The organism is Pseudomonas sp. GL_117 (genome assembly GCF_057835125.1).
The window spans coordinates 4,605,508-4,626,505 of sequence record NZ_CM174418.1 but is presented as its reverse complement, the minus strand read 5'-3'; the positions used below and the strand labels follow the sequence as shown (position 1 = coordinate 4,626,505).

The window sequence follows — 20,998 nt, the reverse complement described above, 5'->3', positions numbered from 1 at the left end:
CGGCAAGCCCTTTGCCGCGCATAAAGACAAGTGTTCAGGTTTGAAAGGCGGCCATCGCTACCCTCTGCGTGAACTGCGTACTGCCGTTGACACCCTGACTGCGGTCGCGCCATGAGTGCTATCAAGGCGAGCGGGTCACTTCGGTGACGCTGGCCGGCACTCAGATGGCATTGAAATGGAAGACGCAATAAAACGAGCGGTAGAACGCCAGTTTCCCGAACTGACCGGTGGCTATCACCTGCCACGGTTCGCCAAGGTGATCGCCGTACCTGATGCCCCTGCCGGCGCCGACGTCTGTGACGACTTCCGGCTGCCCTTTGGCGTTCACCTGCAGGTGCTCGGCCCGGACGGAGAGGTGGACGCGGGCCTGCCGGTGTCGGTCGGTGGGGATGAAATGGGCTTCTATGCATTCCCGGAGGAGGGCACCACGGTCGTGGTGTGCTTTGCGTACGGGTTGCCGCACAAGCCCTATATCCAGATGGTGCTGCCCCACGGTCTGACTCTTCCAAGCGTGCCGAAAGGTGACCAGGTGTGGCAGCACAGCGAAGCTTGCCAACAGCGCGTTGATGCGGACGGCAACTGGCTACGCCAAACAGACGGCAAGATCCAGGACAAGGCGGTCCAGCGGGAAGTGGAGGCGATGGAAAACACCGAGAGCTTCCAGAGCCACACCAGGGCGGTGGACGACCATTCAACCGAGTCGGTGGGTGGGATCAAGAAGATCGAGGCGCTGGGCGCGCTTTAGCTGCTGTCGGGGGGGATCTGCGAGTCTGGCAGCGGTGGATGATTTGCACCAGGCGACTGGGCGGGATTTGAACCTGATGGTGGGGCAGAAGCTAAACGCCACGGTGGGTGGGGATATGGAGGAAAGGATTCAGGGGCTGCGCCGGAGCGTGGCGGGCGGCGGCCAGCACTTGATTGCGCCTAAGAATTGGGTGGGATCAGAAAGTGTGAATATATTCCAAGTGCTCTGCGATTTGCTCGACCTGGTGCTAGAGATGAATATGCAATTGGCGATGCACACACATGGACCAACACCGGTTCCGGGCAACTCAGCCGTTTTCACTTCTAACGCAGAGTCGATATCAAGACTCGCAGCCAGCCTTAAGCCAATTACAGACTAAAGTCTTAAATTGCTTTAAGTCTGTAATGCGCCATTTTGCTACCTTATACCTTCGGCATATGTATAACAGTCGGTAGTGATAACTTGATTGAGGTCGGAGTCAACTATTTGGACATTCACTGAGTGGGCCGAACAGATGGATTCGATCTTGGCTTTCAGTTTTTTGTTAGAGAGGCTTTCTTGTAAACCTAAAGCCGATTGATAGTTTTTGTTATGAGACTTTCTGATTTCTATGCTTGTTTTGAGAGGGACCGGAGACAAGATGATTTTGTTTATAAATAAACTCATGTTTTTTATTTTTAGCTCGACTTTTTTTTCGTCGTTCACTGTGCTTTTTCCGAATGCATAGTCGAAGCTGATATTGTTCCTGTCAGGCCACAGTATGAGCCGAATTTCATTTTCATAGCTGAAATGCTTAGCTTTTGAATAAAAGGGTTTAGTGCTGAGCTCATTCGTGCCGAATTTTGTTGTTTTATGATCGATGTACTCGACCTTTTGAATAGAAAAATTGTACCGTTCATCAAACTCTAAATTGTCTAAAATGGAACCTACGGTGGTCTCAATGCATACTGAGGTTCCATGAGTACGTTCACATCGCGGACAGTATTCGTCGTGGTTGCAGCCTGCCCCGGTAATGCCATAAAGTGACCACATTGCTTCACATTCATGATTTAGGTCAGTCCAGCAGTTTGCATACAACCAAGAGTTGATTGTTTTTAAATACGTATCGCCGTTTAGCTTTTTTTCGCTACCAAACAAACCCTCAAAGGTTTCATTGTTTATTTCGTTGATCCTTTTCTCGGCCTGCTCCTTTTCGGGGGATACTGGATCGCTTGCTCTGTAATTAATCGCTAGGTCAAAAATTTCCAAGGAAACACTTATGTCTGGATAGTTTTGGCCAGTAATACCACCTTCTAATTGGTCTGCGAACCTATCGAATCGTGGGAAATATAATTTGCCCGAGGTCAGCAGGCTTTCAAACTTGTCCAATGATATGTAGCGCTTTACTATCAAGTCTCTATCAACACCTACCGATATATTTCCCATTTCAATATCCATGTCGTAAGTTTATGTAGTTGGCGCTCCCAATTAAGAGTGTTGGGTCTGTGAGGTCGCGCCCTTACTTGATTGGTTGTTTTCAAGGCTGTATTTTTTTGATTTCCTGAGTGAAGTATAGAATGTTACCGCTCTTGAGCTTTGATCTGGCCATAATAGGCTCAATTCGAAATTTAGAGTTTTTTCGAATGAATTGTTCAGTCCAGTCGCTATTTTGACAAGAAAAAACGACAGATTCCGCGCACTGCACAAATAACCTATTTAGTGTTTTGGCCTCGGCTAAGGATAGCTTCTTTTTTTTGTGTTTGAAATGTTCGAAGTCGTGGTCAAGTGTTTTGTAGTGTCGTTCTGGGTTTGGTTTTATGCGGATCGCAATTTGGGGAGTTAATGGGAATATTCTATTGAAAATTTTGTTATCTGAACCATGTTCAATTGCTACAGGAAAGTCGCTACTGAAAAATGGGCTGTCCGCGTGTGGGTTTTCCAGTATGTCCCATGTTGAGTTTCCAAAAACAGCAACATGATACAGAATTGATCTTATACCAAAAGCCTGAGGGTACTTGCCATCTACATCTATAGTGAGCTTACCCATTTTTATCAGTTCGGTCATCGACTCGGCACCAAGTTCTGACGGAGGAGGAGGTATTTTTTTTGTGCTGTCTAGCATTATTGCTTGGTCTTCAACAATGCCTCGAAAAAGTTCAGAGTGAATGCGCATCGCTGCTGGTGAGCAAGTTATTATGTAGGATAAAAAACCGGAAACCGTATAAATCACTTCCTTGTCAATGTTGTTGGCTTTTATTTTTTCGACTGCAGTATTGTATTTAGGCTCAATATCCTCAAGAAATTTCTCGATTGCTCGACTATCTTCAAGGTACTTGTTGGTACTCCCTTCATCTACTCGACATACAGACTTGGAGTTTGGAGTGAAAAACTTCAAATCCGCTTTCCTGTAAGCGTACATCTGTTTTTCTAGGTCTTTTGAATAGAAGTTTTTGAGATGTACTTGTGACACATAATGATCTAGTGCCATGGATTTCATCCAGGAGGGGGCGGAATTTTTGAATGGTTAGGATTCAGGGGGCGGGTATCCCCGCCCCCCTAGCCTAGGAAGAAAATCTTTCAATAAGCCAACATGTAAAAAACACGATGACCCAAAGATCAATTTCCACCTCTACCACTTTTAAACGCAGCCTAAACATGGCAGTAGCCCTGTTTCGTGCTGGCAGCGCTGCCAACTTTTTAAGGGTTGGCATTTATATAGCGCCTTGCCAGGCGCTTGCTATTGGTTAACCGCGAATCACCGCAAGCAGCAGCTCCGGAGCCTGAGTTATCCGAGTGGCACAGCCAGGAACGGGCTCAGACTACTTCACCTTTAGCGGCTAGAGAGGCCGCATTCAGGGGGTATCACTCCCTCCGAAACCTTTTGGCCGACAGGTGTTACATCGGCCATCATTCAAACAGTTCGGCATGGCTGCCCAGGTCTACAAAAGTCACTAGGTCAGCTCGCGAGTGTTCGTAAATCATCAGGAAGTCACCTCCAATATGGCACTCCCTGAAACCATCCCAATTACCTGTCAACGCATGATCACGATATTCTGCTGGTAGTTGATCTCCCAAGAAAAGCATCGTCATCACAACACGGACTTCATTCATATCCCGACGGCCTGCACGCTTATAGCGCTCCCAGGACTTTTTAAATTCCGGCGTCTGCGCGCACTGCTTTGGCAGATCTGCCCGCTTTTGCTTCTTCTCCGGCTTCGCCATCAGTATCCCTTAGCATGTCGTCGATCGAGTCAAACTGGCGACGAATTTCACGCGCCTGCGCCATAGCACGAGCGGTCTTCTCCGAAGGTACACGCACCTCGAAAGGCAGGCCTTGCGTTGTCACTACCTGTCGGAGGAAAAGACGCATAGCGTCACTGAGGCTCAGCCCGCAGGCATTCAGCACAGCAGTAGCGCGATCCTTCAAATCCTCGTCGATGCGGCAACGCACGTCAGTGGTTTTCAGTAATGCGGACATATTATCACTCCCTCACAAAAATGTAGCTACGTTGTGGCTACAGTCAAAGTATGGGTCAACCCATCAAATTTGATCAAGCTCTTTCTGTCCTGAACAGGACGTTAGGCAGCCCATGCGTCGGAAACCGCAACGCAGATCAAAAAGCCCTGGTACTAAAAAATGAGACGAAAAAGCACTTATCCCCCTCCCGCCGACGGGCTTTGTGTCCCTTTTTTGTGCAAAGGCGTAGTGGGGTGCAAACGATGCCCCCGCCCAAGCCCGCTGCGGGGTCTGGGGGATGCTTCGCAATTGCACAGAGTGCAACGCTTTGCAAAACAGTGCAGTGGCCTTGCACATGCGTCACAGGACGGCAGGGGAGTGGTCACGCAGACGAGGTGCCCGGTTTACGGGGGCTCTGGTTGTGAAAACCTGCAGCAGGCGGTGATTTCGTTTTCGGAGCCGCTAATATCTGGGGATCGACCAGCCACTGTCGGACACTACGCAAAAACGACTGAGAGGCCCAGCCTGTATGCGTTTCAAACGTTTTGAGACATTGCACAGCACCGCCATCAATTTCCAGCTGTTAGTACCAGCCTAGAGCGTGTGGAAAAAATCGCTGAAACGATGGGCGGATGGCTTTTTTCCAGGCGAGGGGTGGGAAAAGGGTAATTTTAGTAATTGGCAGGTCATAACGGGCTGGAGCCCTTATAGAACGTGGCTTTCAGCCATTACCTTGGAGGGTAATATAAGGTAACGAGAGAGGTAATATTTTGTTCAAACCCCCATTTTGCTGGGTTTGGCGGCTCACTGGCATTACTAGCTCTGAAAGTAATTTTCTAACCACTTACTTACCTTATTATTACCTCTATAAAACTATATCAACTACCTGATTTTATTGGGTTTTATCCGGTTTATCACAGCTCATTACCAAAATTACCTTTTTCCCATGCCTCAACATAAATCGTTCAAAACGTCTGTTCTGACCGTTTTCTACAACCTGGCGCATTTAAGCTATGGGACTGACGTTGTACAGATCCTACGCACGCGACCGGGCTGCAGCCCTCATAAACCAGGGGCCTCGGTTTCGAAAACCGCGAACGGGTAGTTTCGAATCTCTCCTTCACCGCCAAATTCGATGTAAACAAAACCCCTGGTTTCGAGAGAAACCAGGGGTTTTGTGATTTCTGGAGTCTGAAAATTTACGTCTTTTGGATTACGCGTGCGTCGTATCCATGCGCTGTCCTATGACATCCAGCAAATCGCACCCGTCGAGTAACGGAATTGCGCAGAGCAATGCAAAGTCGCTAAGCACGACGGCATCACTGTTGACCTCGCCTCTCAGGGCAAGATTTTCAAGAACTTGAGTTACGGCGCGGATTCGATAGGTTGCAGCGTCCAGGAGGATGTCGAGAGGTGCAGTGGCATCGACAAAAAGTGCAGGAGTGGCGGTGTCGTTGCTGGTAAGTGCTATGTATGGGTTCATGGGTCAAGTCCGTTCGATTAGAGGGATATTTGCCACCCATTCTTGTATTCGGGCCGCCAAACCCGGTCGCCATTTGCGCGACCGAGCGACTATAGGCTTGGTGATTTTGAAGTGGCAGAGCGGCTCTTCCGAGAGCTTTGTAAGACGTTGCGCAAATTGCTGATTTTGGTCGATGAGTTTGAAGTCAGCCGCCTTTACTCCATTAAAAGCTTAGGCGCGTATGGGATGAACAAAACCCGAGGAACTGACTTATGACCAGCAAGCTTCGCATCTCTGCTGTGCAACCCGTTGCCGGCAAGCAGGCTCTTGAGATTGAGTGGAATAACGGCAAGCGGCACACCGTCGATCTCACCGATCATATAAATACTTTCCCCATCCTCAAGCCGCTTTTGGATTTAGCTCTCTTCGGCCAAGTGAAAGTCGACGAATGGGGCTTTGACGTGACATGGGGCAATGACCTTGAACTGTCGGCCGTCACGCTGCATCGCCTGGCATTGGAGCAGTCGGGAGAGGTCATGCTTACGCAGGATTTCAGGGCGTGGATGCTCAGTAACAACCTGTCGCTTTCCGCTGCAGCGGTGGAGTTGGGTTTCTCTCGACGGACCATCACCGCGTATAGCAGTGGCGCCGCTTTGATCCCCAAGCATGTGGGGCTTGCGTGTTTGGGGTGGGAGTATGTGCATCGGGGGCACACGGGTCAGCAAGCCTGAGTGAGGCGGCCGAGACAGCCGCCTCTTGCTCCAAAACTCATCGCCCCTTCGCAATCACACCACTCATATACTCATTCAAATCGCGAAAATCCTGAACACTCCAAGCGTGCGGCGGCACCTTCACGCCATTCTCCCGGAGTGTCCTTGGAATCAGGTCTCCATTGGGCCGAAGTATGACCGAAGACACAATGACGCCCGGGTAGTCGCTCATGCGTTTCTTGAATGCGCGTGTTGTCAGGTCCGGGGTAGAAGGATTGCTCTTATTGGCCAGGGGCCCCGTGGCCTTGAGATCTGCTCCGTGACACATGGCGCAGCGTTGTGAATAGAGGTTCTTGCCATTGATGTTATCCGCGAAGGACAGTGGTGCGTGAATCAGCCAGGCCAATCCAAATGAAGCAATGAGTGAAGCTCTCACGGGTATACGTCCTTGTTTTGTCATTGGGGCGGGCTTTGCAGGGGCAAGGGCGCCTCAATGCCTATGTCGATGATGCACATCCGGAAAATGCGCGTGACTATGCCGCACCGGGCTGTGGATATGCACATGGTTATGCGGCACTGCCGGGTCCCATTCAAAGTCGTGTTCGTGCTGGTGATGCTCGTCATGCACGTGGCGGTGCCCGTGTTCCATTGCCTCATGTTGATGGTCATGGGCGTGCCGCTCCGTCAGGTGTAGCCACACGCCGATGGCCATCAGTGCCGATGCTGCCCAGAACGCCAGTGTCACCGATTCCCCCAGCACCAGCAGCGCTATCGCCGCGCCGAGGAACGGTGCCGTGGAAAAGTATGCGCCGGTCCGCGCACTGCCGAGCCCGCGCAGGGCCAGGACAAAGAGGACCAGGCTGATGCCGTAACCCAGGAACCCCACCAACAGGATCGGCGTCAGCTGCGCCAAGCCCGGCATCTGTGCGCCGAGATAAACCGCCAGGCTGCAATTGACCAGCCCGGCCATCAGCCCTTTGGTGCCGGCGATGAACACGGCGTCAGACGCGGAGACCTTGCGTGTCAGATTGTTATCAATCCCCCAGCACAAACACGCCAGTGCCACCGCGAACGGCCCGGTCCAATCCTGCTGGCCGCCGCCATCGCCTGCGCCGGATAGCGCCAGGCCCCCCAGTACGATGGCAAACATGCCGAGGACGATGCGCCGATCGGCGTTTTCCCTGAACACCAGCCACGCGATCAGCGCGGTCAGGACTGACTCGAGGTTGAGCATCAGGGAGGCCGTCGCGCCAGAGGTGCGGGTGAGGCCGAACATCAGCGCAACCGGGCCGAGGATGCCGCCGAATGCAATGGCACCGAGTAGCCAGGGCCATTCTGCTGGGTTCAGGCCGCTGGGTTTCCAGCCGCGATCACGGATCAGCCGCACGCTGGCGAGTCCGACGCCGCTGCCGAGGTAGAGCAGGCCGGCGAGCAGTACGGGCGAGAGGCCCAGGCCGAGGCTTTTGGCGAGTGGGGTGCTGGCGCCGAAGAGGGCGGCGGCGGCCAGGGCGTAAACGATGCTGAGGTTCATGGGGCGTCCTCGAAAGTAGGCCCCATGATACGACTTATGGGGCTTTATTCATGCCCGCACGTGAACCAGGCTGCGTCCTTTACGCGTCAGGCGAGCAAGTCTTCGTAGAAGGCGCCGTAGGGTTTGCTCGGGTGGGCGATCTGGATTTCGAGGATCCACAATCCGGCATTCGGGTAGTGCTCGAAGTCGCCAAGGTCGCCGCCACGGTGGATGGCGTGGGGGAAGTCGCTGACGCGGTGGCCCTTGATGTCGAGGTTCAATTGCCAGCCCATGGCCTGGGCTTGTGCTTCGGCGTAGCGGTACAGCTCGAGGCCGACGACCTGCTCGTTTTTCCAGCGTGCCTGCACGCGGTCGAAGAGTTCCTTGGCCGCGCTGGCGCAGGCAATCATTTCCGGGTCGTTGCCGGTGGCGAACGTGGCGCCGGCATCACCTTCGTGGCCTTGCCACACGGCGCCCATGTCGATAAAGAAGATGTCGTCTTCGCCCAGCACCGGGTCACCTTCGGAGCGCTGGTTGAATGCCTTGAGGGTATTGGCGCCAAAGCGCACCAGCAGCGGGTGCCAGATGCGTTGCATGTCGAGATCGGCGAGGACGTGCTTGCCCAGTTCGCGGGCTTGGGATTCAAGCATGCCGGGGCGGATGCGTTGGGCGAGTTGTTCGATGGCTTGCCAGGTCATGGCCTGGGCGTAGCGCATGGATTCTATGTTGTAGGCGGCGCCCACGGCTTCCTTGGGTTGTGCGGTCACCAGCGGTTCCTCGGCTTGTGTCGGTTTGTCGTTATGCTTTTTACTATATAGCGCTTGGGTGGTGTAGTGACAGCGCAAATTGTGGGGGCTGACCCACCGTCATCGCAGGCAAGCCAGCTCCCACACAAGCCAGCTCCCGCATGGGGTTGGCGGGGTGTCAGATGTGCAGCCATGCGAGGCTTCCGAGCACCACCGCCACGCCCGCCGCCGCATACGACATGCGCTTCAACCACTCCTTCCTCGTCAATAACGTAATCGCCGCCAGCGAAATCGCGATCTGAATCGCGGTCATCGCCTGGGCCCAGCGGTGGTGCTGGTGCAGCGCCTGTTCCGACTTTTCATCCCATTCCTTCGAGGTGGCCTCAAGCTTCTCGGCTTGCTTGCGCACGTCTTCCTTCTGGCTTTTGTAGCGCTCGATCTCGTCCTTGTAATGCGCCGCGTCCACGCCGGGAATGTGGGTGGCCAGTTCCGCCAGGTTCTGTCGGCTGGATTTGGCCTGGTAGTAGTTCCATTGGTTGGCGGCTTCGGTCTTGATGATGGCGGCGTTGTTTTTGTCCATCGCCGCTTCGCTTTCGGTGGAGCCGGCCTGGTAACTGAGCATGGCGCCGAGGGTGGCCATGAGGGCCGTCATCACGGCGATGCGGCTGGCGAAATTGTCCCCGCGGGCGTGAGCATGTTCGGTGGTGTGTTCGATGTGTTTTTCGTGGGGGCTGGGGACTTCGAAGGCTTCGGACATGGGAGCGTCTATGAAGGGACTAAGGGAGTCTGATTCTTCACCAGCGAAGCTGTCTCAAGCCTGTACGTAACGTCGGATCAGCCAGCCGTACACCGCGACGTTGATCGCGACCACCACCGCGCCCAGCGCCAGTTGAATATCCGGCGTCAGCCCGGCGGGGTAGATCAGCGTGAGGATGTAATGCTCGATAAACCCGCCGCCATAACCATCCTGCCCGGCGAGGTGGCGAAACAGGTTTTCCCAGCGGGTCAGCGGGCAGGGCAGGTGCAGCAGCTCAACCGCGATGCCCCAGGCCACGGCAGGCAAGTGCAGCCAGATCACGCGGCGCCACTTGAGGGCGAGCAACCCACCGAACAGCACGAACAGGATAAAGCTGAGGTGAAACAGCACCAGGCTGTCGGCGGCGAGACGGTAGAACATCGCGGGCACTTCAAAAGAAAGGGCGCACAGTCTAAAGGGTTGCCTGGCGGCAAGGGTGGCCGTTATTGTGCTGAATCCTTTTAGTCCTCCGCTCCCAAGGTTCTGTAGTGATGAATGCACCGCGTACCGCTGTCCCGATCAAGGCCGTGATTTTCGATATGGACGGGTTGTTGCTGGATACAGAAGGCATCTACACCGAAGTCACGCAGATCATCGCTGAACGCTACGGCCGCACCTATGACTGGGGGATCAAGCAGCACATCATCGGGCGTGGTGCCCAGGACCTGGCCGACTACGTGGTCAAGGCGCTGGATCTGCCGATTACCCCAGCGGAGTTTTTGCGGGTCCGCGAGCCCTTGATGAGCGAGCGTTTCCCCACCGCCCTGGGTATGCCCGGTGCCGAAGCGCTGGTGCGCCACTTGAAGGCGCATGACATTCCGATTGCCGTGGGCACCAGTTCGTCGCGCAATTCGTTTGGCCACAAGACTACGTTGCACCGCGAGTGGTTTGGCCTGTTCGACACCATCGTCACCGCTGACGACCCGGAAGTCGGCGCCGCCAAACCTGCGCCCGACATCTTCCTCACCGCCGCCCGCCGCCTGGGCATTGCACCCGAGGACTGCCTGGTGTTCGAAGATTCGCCGTTCGGCGTGACCGCCGCCAAAGCTGCGAACATGACCGCCATCGCCGTGCCGGATGAGGCCATGGCCGACAGCAAGTACCAGCATGCCGACCAGATCATCCGCAGACTTGCGGACTTTGACCTGGCGGCTTACGGCTTGCCGCCCATCCGCTGAATAAACGCGGTAAAAAACTGTGGGAGCGGGCTTGCTCGCGAAAGCGCAGTGTCAGTCAACAGATTGATCGACTGATCCACTGCTTTCGCGAGCAAGCCCGCTCCCACATTGGGTTTTGCAGTGTTCCAGCAAACTAGGCGCTGAAACCACCATCGATGGTCAGGCTCGCCCCAGTGATATAACCGGCTTCCGGCCCGGCGAGGTACGCCACAAAACTGGCAATCTCCTCCACATGCCCATACCGCCCCACCGCCATCAGCCCGATCAAGCTCTCGGCAAAATCACTGTTCGCCGGGTTCATGTCGGTATCCACCGGCCCAGGCTGCACGTTGTTGATGGTAATCCCGCGTGGCCCCAGATCCCGTGCCAGGCCTTTGGTCAAGCCCACCAGCGCCGCCTTGCTCATCGCATACGGGCCACCGCCGCCAAAGGGCATGCGCTCGGCGTTGGTACTGCCGATATTGATCACCCGGCCGCCGTCTCCCATATGCTTGGCCGCTTCCTGGGTCGCAATAAACACGCTGCGCACGTTGATCGCCAGGGTCTGGTCGAAGTCTTCCAGCTTGAACGTTTCCAGCGGCGCGATGGCCAGGACGCCGGCGTTGTTCACCAGGATGTCCAGGCGGCCAAAGGCTTCGACGGTGGCGTTGACCGCGTTGCGGATCGCTGCGGCATCGGCGCTGTCGGCGTGGATCGCCAAGGCCTTGCCACCTTCGCTGATCACGCTGTTCTGTAATTCTTCAGCCTTGGCGGCCGAGCTCACGTAAGTAAAGGCAACCGCTGCACCTTGCGCCGCCAGGCGCTTGACGATGGCGGCGCCGATGCCGCGGGAGCCGCCTTGAATCAAGGCGACTTTGCCGCTGAGGTTGTGTGTGGTCATGTCGAACTCCTAGCTGTTCAAGGCGGGATGCCTTGTTGTTGGAGCCGAGTATCGACCTCACCCACACCTATCGGTAGACCGTGATTGCTATAGTCTGTGTAAACCAAAAGTTTAGAGTGTGGCGATATGGAAAGCTTTGGCAGTATCGAATGCTTTGTGCGCAGCGCCGAAGGCGGCAGTTTTGCCGAGGCGGCGCGGCACCTGAGCCTGACACCGGCGGCGGTGGGCAAAAGCGTCGCCAAGCTGGAAGCGCGCCTCGGTGTGCGCCTGTTCCAGCGCAGCACCCGCCGCCTGACCCTTACCGAAGCCGGCAAGCTGTTCCTTGAAGAAGTCAGCGGCAGCCTCACCACCATCCAGAACGCCGTGGCCAACCTGGCCAGCGCCGAAGGGCGGCCAGTGGGCACGCTCAAGGTCAGTATGGGCACGGTGTTTGGCAACCGCTACGTGGTGCCGCTGTTGGGCGCGTTCATGGCGCGCTTCCCGGACATAAGCCCGGACTGGCATTTCGATAACCGCCAGGTCGACCTGATCGGCCAAGGCTTCGATGCGGCCATCGGCGGCGGTTTTGAACTGCCCCAAGGCGTGGTGGCACGCAAGCTCACGCCCGCGCATCGGGTGCTGGTGGCCGCACCGGATTACTTGGCACAACGCCCGCCGGTGCGGGCGCCCGAGGACTTGTCGCGCTGCCTCGGCATCCTGATCCGCTCACCGCAGACCGGGCGCATACGTTCCTGGCAATTGACCAGTATCGAGCGTGAGCACCGGCCGTTGGTGCTCAAGCCGAGCATGACCATGAGCGACTCCGAGGCCGCCTGCTGCGCCAGCGCCCAGGGTCTGGGCATTGCCTTGGTGAGTATGCCCATGGCTGTGCCGTTTCTGGACAGCGGCGCGGTGGTGCGGGTGCTGCCTGACTGGTACGTCGACGACGGCAACATCTCCATCTACTACGCCGAACATAAACTGCTGCCTGGCAAGACCCGCGCATTTGTAGATTTCATTATTGAGCAGTTTGCCGAGCAGCAGTTGGGGCAGCGCTTCAGTGCGGTTTGATCCTCCTGGTGGACCGAGTCGCCTGCATCGCAGGCAAGCCAGCTCCCACAGGAGAATGCATTTCACAGTTGCACTGCGATCAACTGTGGGAGCCGGGCTTGTCGGCGATGCGGGCAGCTCGGTCTACCGGCCGAACTGGCCCGGCCAACCGATGACCTTCTTTGGCCTGGGGGTCGCATAGGTCCTGATCTTCGACGTCGACAACCCCAGTCGTACCAGCGACTCGGCAATCGTCACCGCCGCTGTCACCCCATCCACCACCGGCACGCCGGTGCGCTGGCGGATCTGCTCATCCAGCCCGGCCATGCCACCGCAACCCAGGCAGATCACCTCGGCCTTGTCCTCGCGAATGGCCAGTTCCGCCTGGCGCACGATGGCTTCCATCGCGGCCAACGGGTCTTCTTCCAGCTCCAGCACCGCCATGCCACTGGCGCGTACCGAGGCGCAACGCTGGTAGAGCCCTGCGAGTTTCAGGCGGTCTTCGATCAGCGGCACAGTGCGGTCGAGAGTGGTCACCACCGAGTAGGCATGGCCGAGGAACATCGCGGTACTGGCGGCGGCTTCGGTGATGTCCACCACCGGCACGTTCAACAATTCCTGCAAGCCTTCACGGCCGTGTTCGCCATAGCCGGCCTGAATCACCGCATCGAACGGTTGGTCGTAGGCCATCACCCGGTCCATCACCGCGATGGCCGCCAGGTAGCTTTCAAAGTTGCCCTCCACCGATTCCGCGCCGAAGTAAGGCGTGAGCCCGACAATCTCGGTGCCCGGCGCGGCCACGGCGCGTGCCTGCTGGGCGATGGTTTCGGTGATGGATTCGGTGGTGTTGACGTTGACCACGAGGATGCGCATGGAATGTCCTTGATTAATGGCTGACGTTATCGACGGCAATGCTTTCGCCACTGACATCGGCGTAGAACGGCTGGCGCTTGGCGATCAGCAGGTAGAGCAACCCTGCAATACCGGCGCCAAACATCCAGGAGAACGGTGACACGCTGGCGAAACCGGGCAGCAGGGCCAGGAGAATGGCGATCACTGCCGCAGGAACAAATGCCGCTACGGCACGCAGATTGACCCCGCGGCTGTAGTAATAAGCGCCATTCGGGTCTTCGCTATACAGTTGCAGCACATCTACCCGGCTTTTACGGATCAGCCAGTAATCGACCATGATCACCCCGTACAACGGCCCCAGCAGCGCGCCCAGGCCCGACAGGAAGTACACGATCACCAGCGGGCTGTTGTAGAGGTTCCACGGCAGGATCAGTACGGCCACGGTGGCGCTGATCAACCCGGCACGACGGAAGTTCAGGTACTTGGGCGCCAGGTTGCTCAATACAAAGGCCGGCGCGACAAAGTTGGCCATGATATTCACCGCCACGGTGACGATCAGGAACGCCAGGCAACCCAGGACCAGGAAGAAGGTGTTCGGGATGGCGGCGATGATTTCGGTCGGGCTTTCGATTACCCGGCCGTTGAGTTGGAATTGCCCGCCGCACAGCAGCACGGTGATCGCGGCAAACACCAGGATGTTCACCGGCAGGCCCCAGAAGTTGCCGACCTGGATGGTCTTGCGGCAGGGCGAGGAGCGGGCGAAGTCGCAGAAGTTGAGGATCAGCGTGCCGTAGATCGACAGCCACAGCGCGCCGCCCGCGAAGATATTGCGCCACATCTCACCACCGCTGAGCGGCTCGCGGATCGACCAGGCGATGCTGCCGCCGGTCTGGAAATACATCCAACCGGCCAGCGCGGCCACGGTCAGCAAAATCACCGGCCCGGCGAAGCCTTCGTAGCGGCGCACCATTTCCATGCCGTAGGCCAGGATCACCAGTTGCACCAGCCAGATCGCCACAAAACACGCCCAGCCCAGGGAGGACAGACCGAGGATCGAGTCGTGGTCATAGTCGGCAAAGCCTGGATGAATGGCGGTCAGCAGCACGCGGAAAACCACCGAGGCCAGGTAGGTCTGGATACCAAACCAGGCAATCGCGATGACGGCGCGGATCAACGCCGGAATCTGTGCGCCATGAATACCGAAACTGATGCGGCTGATCACCGGGAACGGCACGCCGGTCTTCTGCCCCATGTAACCCGACAAGTTCATGAAGAAATACACCAGCGCAGCGCCAATGCCGAGGGACAGCAATATCTGCCAGCCGCCCAGGCCCAGTGCATATAAGCCAATGGCGAACGAATAGTTGGCGATGTTGTGCACGTCGTTGGTCCATAGCGCAAAGATGCTGTAGCGCCCCCAGCGTCGCCCTTCGACTTTGGTGGGCGCCAGGTCCTTGTTGTGCAGGCGCGGGCTCAGCACCAGCGGGCCAGGGTCGACGGCCGCGGGGTGAAGGGCGGAGGGCAGATCCAGTGCGATGTTATTCGAGAGACTTGTACGCATTCCGGCAGGCTCCAGCACATCCGCAGGAGAGCCGCAGATGGCAAAGTGTATGTAGGTTTTGTATTTATTGTATACAAAGCGCTTTTCACCTTAAGCCACATGCGTGCCAGTTTTCGATCTATGAAAACTGTAGGTAATTTCGTTTTTGTAGGTGGGATAAATAAATAACTGAATTACAAGAAATATAAATTGACCGATTGAACAGCTATTTATTTTTTGGCGGGAAGAGGGCGATTCACGAACGGGAAAGATAGGCGGGAATAGGTGTTACGTATTGGTGCGTACAAGCAAAAATTGCACACATAAATGGCACCGATAGTTACACGTGTGTGTACATCTCAAGTAACCAATATAAGACAAATGTGGGAGGGGCTGGTGTGGGAGCCGGGCTTGCCCGCGATGCAGGCACCGCGGTGTATCAGTGATACCGGGGTGATGCTATCGCAGGCAAGCCAGCTCCCACACAAGCCGGCTCCCAGATTGTTTACTGCATCAGCCTCAAGCCTTGCTGATGATGTTCCCCGCATGCAGCCCACATTCCTTCTGCGTCGCTTCCTCCCACCACCAACGCCCTTCGCGCTCATGCTGGTTCGGCAACACCGGGCGGGTGCACGGCTCGCAGCCGATGCTGATAAAGCCACGCTCATGCAGGCTGTTGTACGGCAGTTCCAGCATGCGGATGTAGCCCCAGATCTCTTCGCTGGTCATCTGTGCCAGGGGGTTGAACTTGTACAGCGTGCGCTCTGGCGTGGAGAACGCCGAGTCGATTTCCAGCGCCGCTACCTGGCTGCGGGTGCCAGGGCTCTGGTCGCGGCGCTGGCCGGTAGCCCAGGCGCTGACACCGGACAGTTTGCGGCGCAGGGGCTCGATCTTGCGCACGCCGCAGCATTCGCCATGACCGTCCTTGTAGAAGCTGAACAGGCCCTTTTCCTTGACGAAGGGTTCCAGCTTGGTCTGGTCCGGCGAGATCAGCTCGATGTCGATTTTGTAGAACTCACGCACCTGCTCGATGAACCGGTAGGTCTCCGGGTGCAGGCGGCCGGTGTCGAGGCTGAACACCTTGACGTTCTTGTTCAGCTTCCAGGCCATGTCCACCAGCACCACGTCCTCGGCACCGCTGAAGGAAATCCACAGGTCATCGCCGAACTGGCTGAACGCCAGTTTGAGAATGTCCTGAGCGGACTTGTTGGCATAAGTCGCGGCGAGTTCAGCGACGTCGAAGGCTTGGTTCATCAGCACGGTTCCTACAAGGTCAGTGGCGCTAAGCGCTCTATAGGTGGGCGATGGTATCAAAATCCGCCCTGCGTTGCGGCCGCGAGCTTGAATCGCTAGAGTTCGGCAGTCCTTTTGCTCGCTCAACGTCAACAATATAAATAGGAGTGTCTTGTGGAAATTGCCTGTCTCGACCTGGAAGGGGTGCTGGTTCCGGAAATCTGGATCGCCTTCGCCGAAAAAACCGGTATTGAATCCCTGCGGGCCACCACCCGTGACATTCCCGACTACGACGTGCTGATGAAGCAGCGCCTGCGCATTCTTGACGAACATGGGCTCAAGCTCGCCGACATCCAGGAAGTGATTGCCACCCTCAAGCCGCTGGACGGCGCCATCGAGTTCGTCAACTGGCTGCGCGAACGCTTCCAGGTGGTGATTCTGTCGGACACCTTCTATGAATTCTCCCAGCCGCTGATGCGCCAACTGGGCTTCCCGACACTGCTGTGCCACCGTCTGATCACCGACGAAACCGACCGCGTGGTGAGTTACCAACTGCGCCAGAAAGACCCCAAGCGTCAGTCAGTACTGGCGTTCAAAAGCCTGTACTACCGGGTGATTGCTGCGGGCGATTCCTACAATGACACCACCATGCTGGGCGAGGCCGACCGTGGGATCCTGTTCCATGCGCCGGAGAATGTGATCCGCGAGTTCCCGCAGTTCCCGGCGGTGCACACGTTTGAGGATTTGAAGCAGGAATTTATCAAGGCGTCGAATCGGTCGTTGAGCCTGTAAGGCTTTCAGCGCGGCGGCTGGCCTCTTCGCGGGCAAGCCCGCTCCCACATTTGACTGCATTCTCATGATGGAACTCGGTCAAGTGTGGGAGCTGGCTTGCCTGCGAAGAGGCCAGCCCAGTCACTACAAACCGTCCAGTGTCTCCAACAACACCCGCACCTTCGTCAGCGACTCCTGGTACTCCGCCTCCCATTCCGAGTCCGCGACAATCCCGCCGCCGCCCCAGCAACAAACCTGCCCGTCCTTGACCAGCAAGCTGCGGATGGCGATGGAACTGTCCATCTCGCCACGCACGTCCAGGTACACCAACGAGCCGCAGTACAAACCGCGCCTTGTAGGTTCAAGCTCGTCGATGATCTGCATCGCGCGGATCTTCGGTGCGCCGGTGATGGAGCCGCCGGGGAAGCTGCCGGCGATCAAGTCGAGGGCGTCCTTGTCATCGGCCAGGGTGCCGACAACGCTGCTGACCAGATGGTGCACGTTGGGGTAGCTTTCCAGGCTGAACAGTTCCGGCACGCTCACCGAGCCGGTGCGGCAGGTGCGGCCGAGGTCGTTGCGCAGCAGGTCGACGATCATCAGGTTTTCGGCGCGATCCTTGGGGCTGGTCAGCAGTTCGGCGGCGTTGGCGGCGTCTTCTTCTGGCGTCAGGCCACGGGGGCGGGTGCCTTTGATCGGGCGGGTTTCAACGCGGCGTTCGCTGATGTGCACGAAGCGTTCCGGCGACAGGCTCAGCACGGCGCCGTCATCGGGCAGGCTCTGGAACCCGGAGAAAGGCGTAGGGCAGGCTGCGCGCAGGGCGCAGTAGGCGACCCACGGGTCCCCGCTGCACGGCGCGCGAAAGCGCTGGGCAAAGTTGACCTGGTAGCAGTCGCCGGCCTGGATGTAGTCCTGAATCCGCACGATGGCCTGTCGATAGGCCTCGGCGGTGAGGTCGGGGGCCATGGGGCCTTGAAGCTTGAAAGGCACCGGTATGTCGCTGGCGTCGGCGCTGAACAGCGCGATCAGCCGTTGCCGCTCATTGGCGGGCAGTGTCGGATGAAACACCAATTGGCTGGTCTGCGCCTGGTGATCACTGATCAGCGCCCAGGCGTACAGCCCAAAACGCGCATCCGGCAGGTGTAAATCGTCGGCTGCCAGATGGGGCATCTGCTCAAGGTGCCGGCCAAAGTCATAGCTCAGGTAGCCGATCAAGCCGCCGGCAAACGGCAGTGCATAACCGGCCGGCAAATCCGCCTCACCTAGCTGCGCCAGGTTTTCCCGCAGGCGTTGCAGGAAATTACTACCGTTTTCGTCAGGCGATACCGTCAATGTCTCTACAGGCCAGGCGCTGAGCAGGTCATAGCGGCCACGCTCGGCAGCCGGGCGGCCGCTGTCCAGCAGCACCGCGCCAGGCGCATGGCGAATCGCTGCGAAATACTCGACGGGGTTGGTCCGGTAGGGCAGCGGGTGTACAGAACAGGTCGACATGCGGGGTGGATCAGCCATGGGCGCGGGGGAGGGCATTGTAGTCCCCTGTAGGACTAGCTCCTAGAGGGGATGTCGGGGATAGACAGTTTGAGGGCCGGATCAACCTTCAACCGGCGGAATATGCCCAAACATTTCCTGCACAAATTTCACCCGTTCTTCCGGAGTTTCGCTCACGCCAGCCGCTTTCAGCTCCTCCAACCGTGCTTCCACCGCGTGGGTGCGCAGGGTCAGCCCGCAGTCGTTGGCGATCTGGATATTCAGCCCCGGCCGCGCATTCAGTTCCAGGATCAGCGGGCCTTTTTCCTGGTCGAGCACCATGTCCACGCCGATATAACCCAGCCCGCACAGCTCGTAGCAACCGGCCGCGAGCTTCATGAAACCGTCCCAGTTGGGCAGTTGCACGCCGTCCACCGCGTTGGTGGTGTCGGGGTGTTTGGTGATGATGTTGTTCAGCCAGGTGCCCCGCAGGGTCAGGCCGGTGGCCAGGTCGACGCCCACGCCGATGGCCCCCTGGTGCAGGTTGGCCTTGCCGCCGGACTGGCGTGTCGGCAGGCGCAACATGGCCATCACCGGGTAACCCATCAGCACAATGATGCGGATGTCCGGCACGCCTTCGTAGCTGATGCTCTTGAAGATCTGGTCGGGTACCACGCGGTACTCGATCAGCGCGCGGTCACGGTGGCCGCCCAGGGAATACAGGCCGGTGAGGATGCTGGAGATCTGATGCTCGATTTCTTCATGGCTGATGATCTTGCCCGACACCGTGCGATAGCGGCCCTCGAAGCGGTCCGCCACCACCAGGATGCCATCACCGCCGGCGCCCTGGGCCGGCTTGATCACGAAGTCGCTGCGCCCACCGATGATCTCGTCGAGCTTGTCGATTTCCTTCTCGGTGGAGATCACTCCGTACATTTGCGGCACGTGGATGCCAGCGGCAATCGCCCGTTCCTTGGTGATGATCTTGTCATCCACGATCGGGTACAGGCTGCGCTTGTTGTACTTGAGCACGTAGTCGGCATTACGCCGGTTGATGCCCATGATTCCCCGCGCTTCGAGGGCTTTCCAGGTCTTCCAGAAACCGAACATTACTGGTCAGCCTTCAAGAACGCCTTGAAACGCACCAGCTCGGTCAGGCGGTAGCCGCGATAACGCCCCATGGCCAGCATGAAGCCCACCAGGATCAACAGGATCGCCGGGAAGGTAAACACGAAGTACACCAGCTCCGGCACGCTCATGATCAGGTGCGCCAGGGACGCGGCGAACAACGTGCCGATCGCCACTTTCAGCGCATGGTTGGCGCCGCGTTCCTCCCAGGTGATCGACAGGCGTTCGATGGTCATGGTCAGGATCACCATAGGGAACAGCGCCACCGACAAGCCGCGCTCCAGGCCCAGCTTGTGGCTGAACAGGCTGATGGCGGCGATCAGCACCACCACGAAGGTCAGCACCACCGACAGCCTCGGCAGCATCTGCAACTTCAAATGCTCCAGGTAGGAGCGCAACGAAAGCCCCAGCGCCGTGATAATCGTAAACAGCACAATCCCGAAGCCCAGCTGTGTCTCGCGGAAGGCCAGGGCGATCAGCACCGGGGTGAAGGTGCCCAGCGTCTGCAAGCCGATCAGGTTGCGCAGGATCAGGATCACCAGCACGCCGATCGGGATCATCACCATGATCATGAAGGTCTGCTGGGTTTGCAGCGGCAGGCCGTACAACGAGTATTCGAGGAAGTTGGCGTCGGTGTTTTCGTCCGTCAGCTTGGCCAGGCGAATCGCGTTCATCTCGCTGTTGTTCAGGCTGAAGGTCACCATGGCTTTCTTGCCGCCATCCACCGTGATCAGGTTTTCATCGCCAGTCCACCACAGCAGGCGGTCGGCGGGCAGGCCTTGTTCGCCGGTTTCCGGGTTGAAGTACAGCCAGTCATTGCCGTTGAAACTGCGCAGCCACAGCTCCGGGGTTTGTGGTTGGTCGGCGACGAGGCGGATGGTGTGGACTTTTTCCACCGGCACGTGGGCGATGGACAGCAGCAACTCGACGATCTTGGCCTTGTGCGGCGTCGACGGGTCGCCCGCCAGCAGCAGCTTCACGTTGTCGTCGTTGAGGTTGTTGGTGCGCTTGATGGCTTCGGTGATGAAGGTCTCGACGTCGGCCGAGTGCTGGCGGATCGGCGCCAGCAGGGCTTCGGCGGCGATTTTTTCCGGGCCTTCCACGGCGATGCTGTCGCGGAAGGTCGGGCCCTTGATCTTGACCTTTTCACCGCTGTAACGCTTGGTCAGCACCAGGCGGTAATACAGGGTCTGGTTGCCTTTGGCGCGGCGCGCCGACCAGGTCACCTTGCGGTTGCCGTCGATGCGGTTGACGCTGACCCCGTAGTTGTTCGAGATGAAGCTCTCGTTGAGGCTGACGAAGTCGCGGCTCAGCGGCGGCACGAACATTTGGATCTTCACCGGGTCCTTCGGGTTGGCGACGAACTCGACCTTGGCGTCGATATTCCACAAGTCGTCGGTGGCGTCCTCGGTAACGGGGATCCCCAGCACGAAAATCTGGTAGGCGGTGACCGAAATACCCAACACCACCAGGATGGTGATCAGGATTTTCAGGTGCAGGGTCAGAGAGCGCATTCGG

At 57.5% G+C, this 20,998-nt stretch carries 21 protein-coding genes and 1 pseudogene; 5 read left to right on the top strand and 17 right to left on the bottom strand.

The annotated features are described in order from the left end of the window. Positions 1 to 175 precede the first annotated feature (175 nt). A pseudogene (locus AC3ISR_RS20925) lies at positions 176 to 1,124 on the top strand (hypothetical protein). A 38-nt stretch (positions 1,125 to 1,162) separates the two neighbouring features. Here AC3ISR_RS20925 and AC3ISR_RS20920 read toward each other — a convergent pair. The 5 genes from AC3ISR_RS20920 to AC3ISR_RS20900 form a co-directional block, all read right to left on the bottom strand. Then, positions 1,163 to 2,182 (bottom strand): hypothetical protein, encoded by a 1,020-nt coding sequence (locus AC3ISR_RS20920; RefSeq protein ID WP_463984186.1) that lies wholly within the window; start codon positions 2,180 to 2,182, stop codon positions 1,163 to 1,165. A gap of 79 nt (positions 2,183 to 2,261) precedes the next feature. Further along, positions 2,262 to 3,212 (bottom strand): DUF4238 domain-containing protein, encoded by a 951-nt coding sequence (locus AC3ISR_RS20915; protein ID WP_463984187.1) that lies wholly within the window; start codon positions 3,210 to 3,212, stop codon positions 2,262 to 2,264. A 419-nt stretch (positions 3,213 to 3,631) separates the two neighbouring features. Next, a complete protein-coding gene (locus AC3ISR_RS20910) occupies positions 3,632 to 3,946 on the bottom strand; it encodes a type II toxin-antitoxin system YafQ family toxin (RefSeq protein WP_032887529.1) in 315 nt (104 codons plus the stop codon). Next, the gene (locus AC3ISR_RS20905) at positions 3,876 to 4,202 is read right to left on the bottom strand and encodes a type II toxin-antitoxin system RelB/DinJ family antitoxin (protein ID WP_032887531.1); all 327 of its coding nucleotides are present in this window, start codon (positions 4,200 to 4,202) and stop codon (positions 3,876 to 3,878) included. The genes AC3ISR_RS20910 and AC3ISR_RS20905 overlap by 71 nt, the downstream gene beginning before the upstream one ends. 1,192 nt (positions 4,203 to 5,394) lie before the next feature. Then, the gene (locus AC3ISR_RS20900; protein ID WP_463984188.1) at positions 5,395 to 5,664 is read right to left on the bottom strand and encodes a short-chain dehydrogenase; all 270 of its coding nucleotides are present in this window, start codon (positions 5,662 to 5,664) and stop codon (positions 5,395 to 5,397) included. 251 nt (positions 5,665 to 5,915) lie between these two features. On the opposite strand from AC3ISR_RS20900, the gene AC3ISR_RS20895 reads away from it, so the two are divergent. Next, complete coding sequence (locus tag AC3ISR_RS20895) at positions 5,916 to 6,374, top strand: DUF2442 domain-containing protein (RefSeq protein ID WP_463984189.1); 459 nt, start codon at positions 5,916 to 5,918, stop codon at positions 6,372 to 6,374. A 37-nt stretch (positions 6,375 to 6,411) separates the two neighbouring features. Here AC3ISR_RS20895 and AC3ISR_RS20890 read toward each other — a convergent pair whose 3' ends face one another. From AC3ISR_RS20890 to AC3ISR_RS20870, 5 genes are all read right to left on the bottom strand, one after another. Next, complete coding sequence (locus tag AC3ISR_RS20890; RefSeq protein ID WP_463984190.1) at positions 6,412 to 6,813, bottom strand: c-type cytochrome; 402 nt, start codon at positions 6,811 to 6,813, stop codon at positions 6,412 to 6,414. Between the two features lie 30 nt (positions 6,814 to 6,843). Beyond that, complete coding sequence (locus AC3ISR_RS20885) at positions 6,844 to 7,884, bottom strand: DMT family transporter (RefSeq protein ID WP_463984191.1); 1,041 nt, start codon at positions 7,882 to 7,884, stop codon at positions 6,844 to 6,846. A gap of 86 nt (positions 7,885 to 7,970) precedes the next feature. Next, positions 7,971 to 8,630 (bottom strand): M24 family metallopeptidase, encoded by a 660-nt coding sequence (locus AC3ISR_RS20880; protein WP_192297191.1) that lies wholly within the window; start codon positions 8,628 to 8,630, stop codon positions 7,971 to 7,973. A 157-nt stretch (positions 8,631 to 8,787) separates the two neighbouring features. Next, a complete protein-coding gene (locus AC3ISR_RS20875) occupies positions 8,788 to 9,366 on the bottom strand; it encodes a DUF4337 domain-containing protein (protein ID WP_192297190.1) in 579 nt (192 codons plus the stop codon). A 54-nt stretch (positions 9,367 to 9,420) separates the two neighbouring features. Next, the gene (locus AC3ISR_RS20870; RefSeq protein WP_192297189.1) at positions 9,421 to 9,786 is read right to left on the bottom strand and encodes a DUF2784 domain-containing protein; all 366 of its coding nucleotides are present in this window, start codon (positions 9,784 to 9,786) and stop codon (positions 9,421 to 9,423) included. 110 nt (positions 9,787 to 9,896) lie between these two features. Between AC3ISR_RS20870 and AC3ISR_RS20865 the strand changes: the two genes are divergently transcribed. Continuing rightward, positions 9,897 to 10,583 carry an HAD-IA family hydrolase gene (locus AC3ISR_RS20865; RefSeq protein ID WP_192297188.1) on the top strand — a complete coding sequence of 229 codons (687 nt, stop codon included), beginning with the start codon at positions 9,897 to 9,899 and terminating at the stop codon, positions 10,581 to 10,583. Between the two features lie 133 nt (positions 10,584 to 10,716). Here the strand turns inward: AC3ISR_RS20865 and AC3ISR_RS20860 are convergent, their stop codons facing one another. Further along, complete coding sequence (locus tag AC3ISR_RS20860) at positions 10,717 to 11,463, bottom strand: 3-oxoacyl-ACP reductase family protein (RefSeq protein WP_192297187.1); 747 nt, start codon at positions 11,461 to 11,463, stop codon at positions 10,717 to 10,719. A gap of 126 nt (positions 11,464 to 11,589) precedes the next feature. Between AC3ISR_RS20860 and AC3ISR_RS20855 the strand changes: the two genes are divergently transcribed. After that, positions 11,590 to 12,513: a LysR family transcriptional regulator gene (locus tag AC3ISR_RS20855; RefSeq protein ID WP_192297186.1), complete on the top strand. Its 924-nt coding sequence runs from the start codon at positions 11,590 to 11,592 to the stop codon at positions 12,511 to 12,513. Positions 12,514 to 12,636: 123 nt separating this feature from the next. Here the strand turns inward: AC3ISR_RS20855 and AC3ISR_RS20850 are convergent, their stop codons facing one another. The 3 genes from AC3ISR_RS20850 to AC3ISR_RS20840 form a co-directional block, all read right to left on the bottom strand. Continuing rightward, positions 12,637 to 13,365: an aspartate/glutamate racemase family protein gene (locus AC3ISR_RS20850; RefSeq protein WP_065873911.1), complete on the bottom strand. Its 729-nt coding sequence runs from the start codon at positions 13,363 to 13,365 to the stop codon at positions 12,637 to 12,639. A gap of 13 nt (positions 13,366 to 13,378) precedes the next feature. Further along, positions 13,379 to 14,905, bottom strand: coding sequence for an NCS1 family nucleobase:cation symporter-1 (locus AC3ISR_RS20845; RefSeq protein WP_192297185.1), 1,527 nt, complete (start codon positions 14,903 to 14,905; stop codon positions 13,379 to 13,381). Positions 14,906 to 15,403: 498 nt separating this feature from the next. Beyond that, complete coding sequence (locus tag AC3ISR_RS20840) at positions 15,404 to 16,138, bottom strand: phosphoadenylyl-sulfate reductase (protein ID WP_105522965.1); 735 nt, start codon at positions 16,136 to 16,138, stop codon at positions 15,404 to 15,406. Between the two features lie 153 nt (positions 16,139 to 16,291). Here AC3ISR_RS20840 and thrH point away from each other — a divergent pair, with 153 nt between their 5' ends. Further along, positions 16,292 to 16,909: a bifunctional phosphoserine phosphatase/homoserine phosphotransferase ThrH gene (thrH, locus tag AC3ISR_RS20835; protein ID WP_463973252.1), complete on the top strand. Its 618-nt coding sequence runs from the start codon at positions 16,292 to 16,294 to the stop codon at positions 16,907 to 16,909. Between the two features lie 123 nt (positions 16,910 to 17,032). Here the strand turns inward: thrH and pabB are convergent, their stop codons facing one another. The 3 genes from pabB to rloB all read right to left on the bottom strand — a co-directional run bounded on the left by pabB (position 17,033) and on the right by rloB (position 20,994). After that, complete coding sequence (pabB, locus tag AC3ISR_RS20830; protein WP_463984192.1) at positions 17,033 to 18,376, bottom strand: aminodeoxychorismate synthase component I; 1,344 nt, start codon at positions 18,374 to 18,376, stop codon at positions 17,033 to 17,035. 99 nt (positions 18,377 to 18,475) lie between these two features. After that, the gene (locus AC3ISR_RS20825; RefSeq protein ID WP_192297182.1) at positions 18,476 to 19,462 is read right to left on the bottom strand and encodes an alpha-L-glutamate ligase-like protein; all 987 of its coding nucleotides are present in this window, start codon (positions 19,460 to 19,462) and stop codon (positions 18,476 to 18,478) included. After that, positions 19,462 to 20,994: an osmotic stress tolerance membrane protein RloB gene (gene rloB, locus AC3ISR_RS20820; RefSeq protein WP_192297181.1), complete on the bottom strand. Its 1,533-nt coding sequence runs from the start codon at positions 20,992 to 20,994 to the stop codon at positions 19,462 to 19,464. Before rloB ends, AC3ISR_RS20825 begins: the two co-directional genes overlap by 1 nt. Positions 20,995 to 20,998: the final 4 nt, after the last annotated feature.

Coding starts and splice junctions, on each gene's coding strand:
- AC3ISR_RS20920 (WP_463984186.1), bottom strand. CDS start 2,182: ATGGATATTGAAATGGGAAATATATCGGTAGGTGTTGATAGAGACTTG.
- AC3ISR_RS20915 (WP_463984187.1), bottom strand. CDS start 3,212: ATGGCACTAGATCATTATGTGTCACAAGTACATCTCAAAAACTTCTAT.
- AC3ISR_RS20910 (WP_032887529.1), bottom strand. CDS start 3,946: ATGGCGAAGCCGGAGAAGAAGCAAAAGCGGGCAGATCTGCCAAAGCAG.
- AC3ISR_RS20905 (WP_032887531.1), bottom strand. CDS start 4,202: ATGTCCGCATTACTGAAAACCACTGACGTGCGTTGCCGCATCGACGAG.
- AC3ISR_RS20900 (WP_463984188.1), bottom strand. CDS start 5,664: ATGAACCCATACATAGCACTTACCAGCAACGACACCGCCACTCCTGCA.
- AC3ISR_RS20895 (WP_463984189.1), top strand. CDS start 5,916: ATGACCAGCAAGCTTCGCATCTCTGCTGTGCAACCCGTTGCCGGCAAG.
- AC3ISR_RS20890 (WP_463984190.1), bottom strand. CDS start 6,813: ATGACAAAACAAGGACGTATACCCGTGAGAGCTTCACTCATTGCTTCA.
- AC3ISR_RS20885 (WP_463984191.1), bottom strand. CDS start 7,884: ATGAACCTCAGCATCGTTTACGCCCTGGCCGCCGCCGCCCTCTTCGGC.
- AC3ISR_RS20875 (WP_192297190.1), bottom strand. CDS start 9,366: ATGTCCGAAGCCTTCGAAGTCCCCAGCCCCCACGAAAAACACATCGAA.
- AC3ISR_RS20870 (WP_192297189.1), bottom strand. CDS start 9,786: ATGTTCTACCGTCTCGCCGCCGACAGCCTGGTGCTGTTTCACCTCAGC.
- AC3ISR_RS20865 (WP_192297188.1), top strand. CDS start 9,897: ATGAATGCACCGCGTACCGCTGTCCCGATCAAGGCCGTGATTTTCGAT.
- AC3ISR_RS20860 (WP_192297187.1), bottom strand. CDS start 11,463: ATGACCACACACAACCTCAGCGGCAAAGTCGCCTTGATTCAAGGCGGC.
- AC3ISR_RS20855 (WP_192297186.1), top strand. CDS start 11,590: ATGGAAAGCTTTGGCAGTATCGAATGCTTTGTGCGCAGCGCCGAAGGC.
- AC3ISR_RS20850 (WP_065873911.1), bottom strand. CDS start 13,365: ATGCGCATCCTCGTGGTCAACGTCAACACCACCGAATCCATCACCGAA.
- AC3ISR_RS20845 (WP_192297185.1), bottom strand. CDS start 14,905: ATGCGTACAAGTCTCTCGAATAACATCGCACTGGATCTGCCCTCCGCC.
- AC3ISR_RS20840 (WP_105522965.1), bottom strand. CDS start 16,138: ATGAACCAAGCCTTCGACGTCGCTGAACTCGCCGCGACTTATGCCAAC.
- pabB (WP_463984192.1), bottom strand. CDS start 18,376: ATGTCGACCTGTTCTGTACACCCGCTGCCCTACCGGACCAACCCCGTC.
- AC3ISR_RS20825 (WP_192297182.1), bottom strand. CDS start 19,462: ATGTTCGGTTTCTGGAAGACCTGGAAAGCCCTCGAAGCGCGGGGAATC.
- rloB (WP_192297181.1), bottom strand. CDS start 20,994: ATGCGCTCTCTGACCCTGCACCTGAAAATCCTGATCACCATCCTGGTG.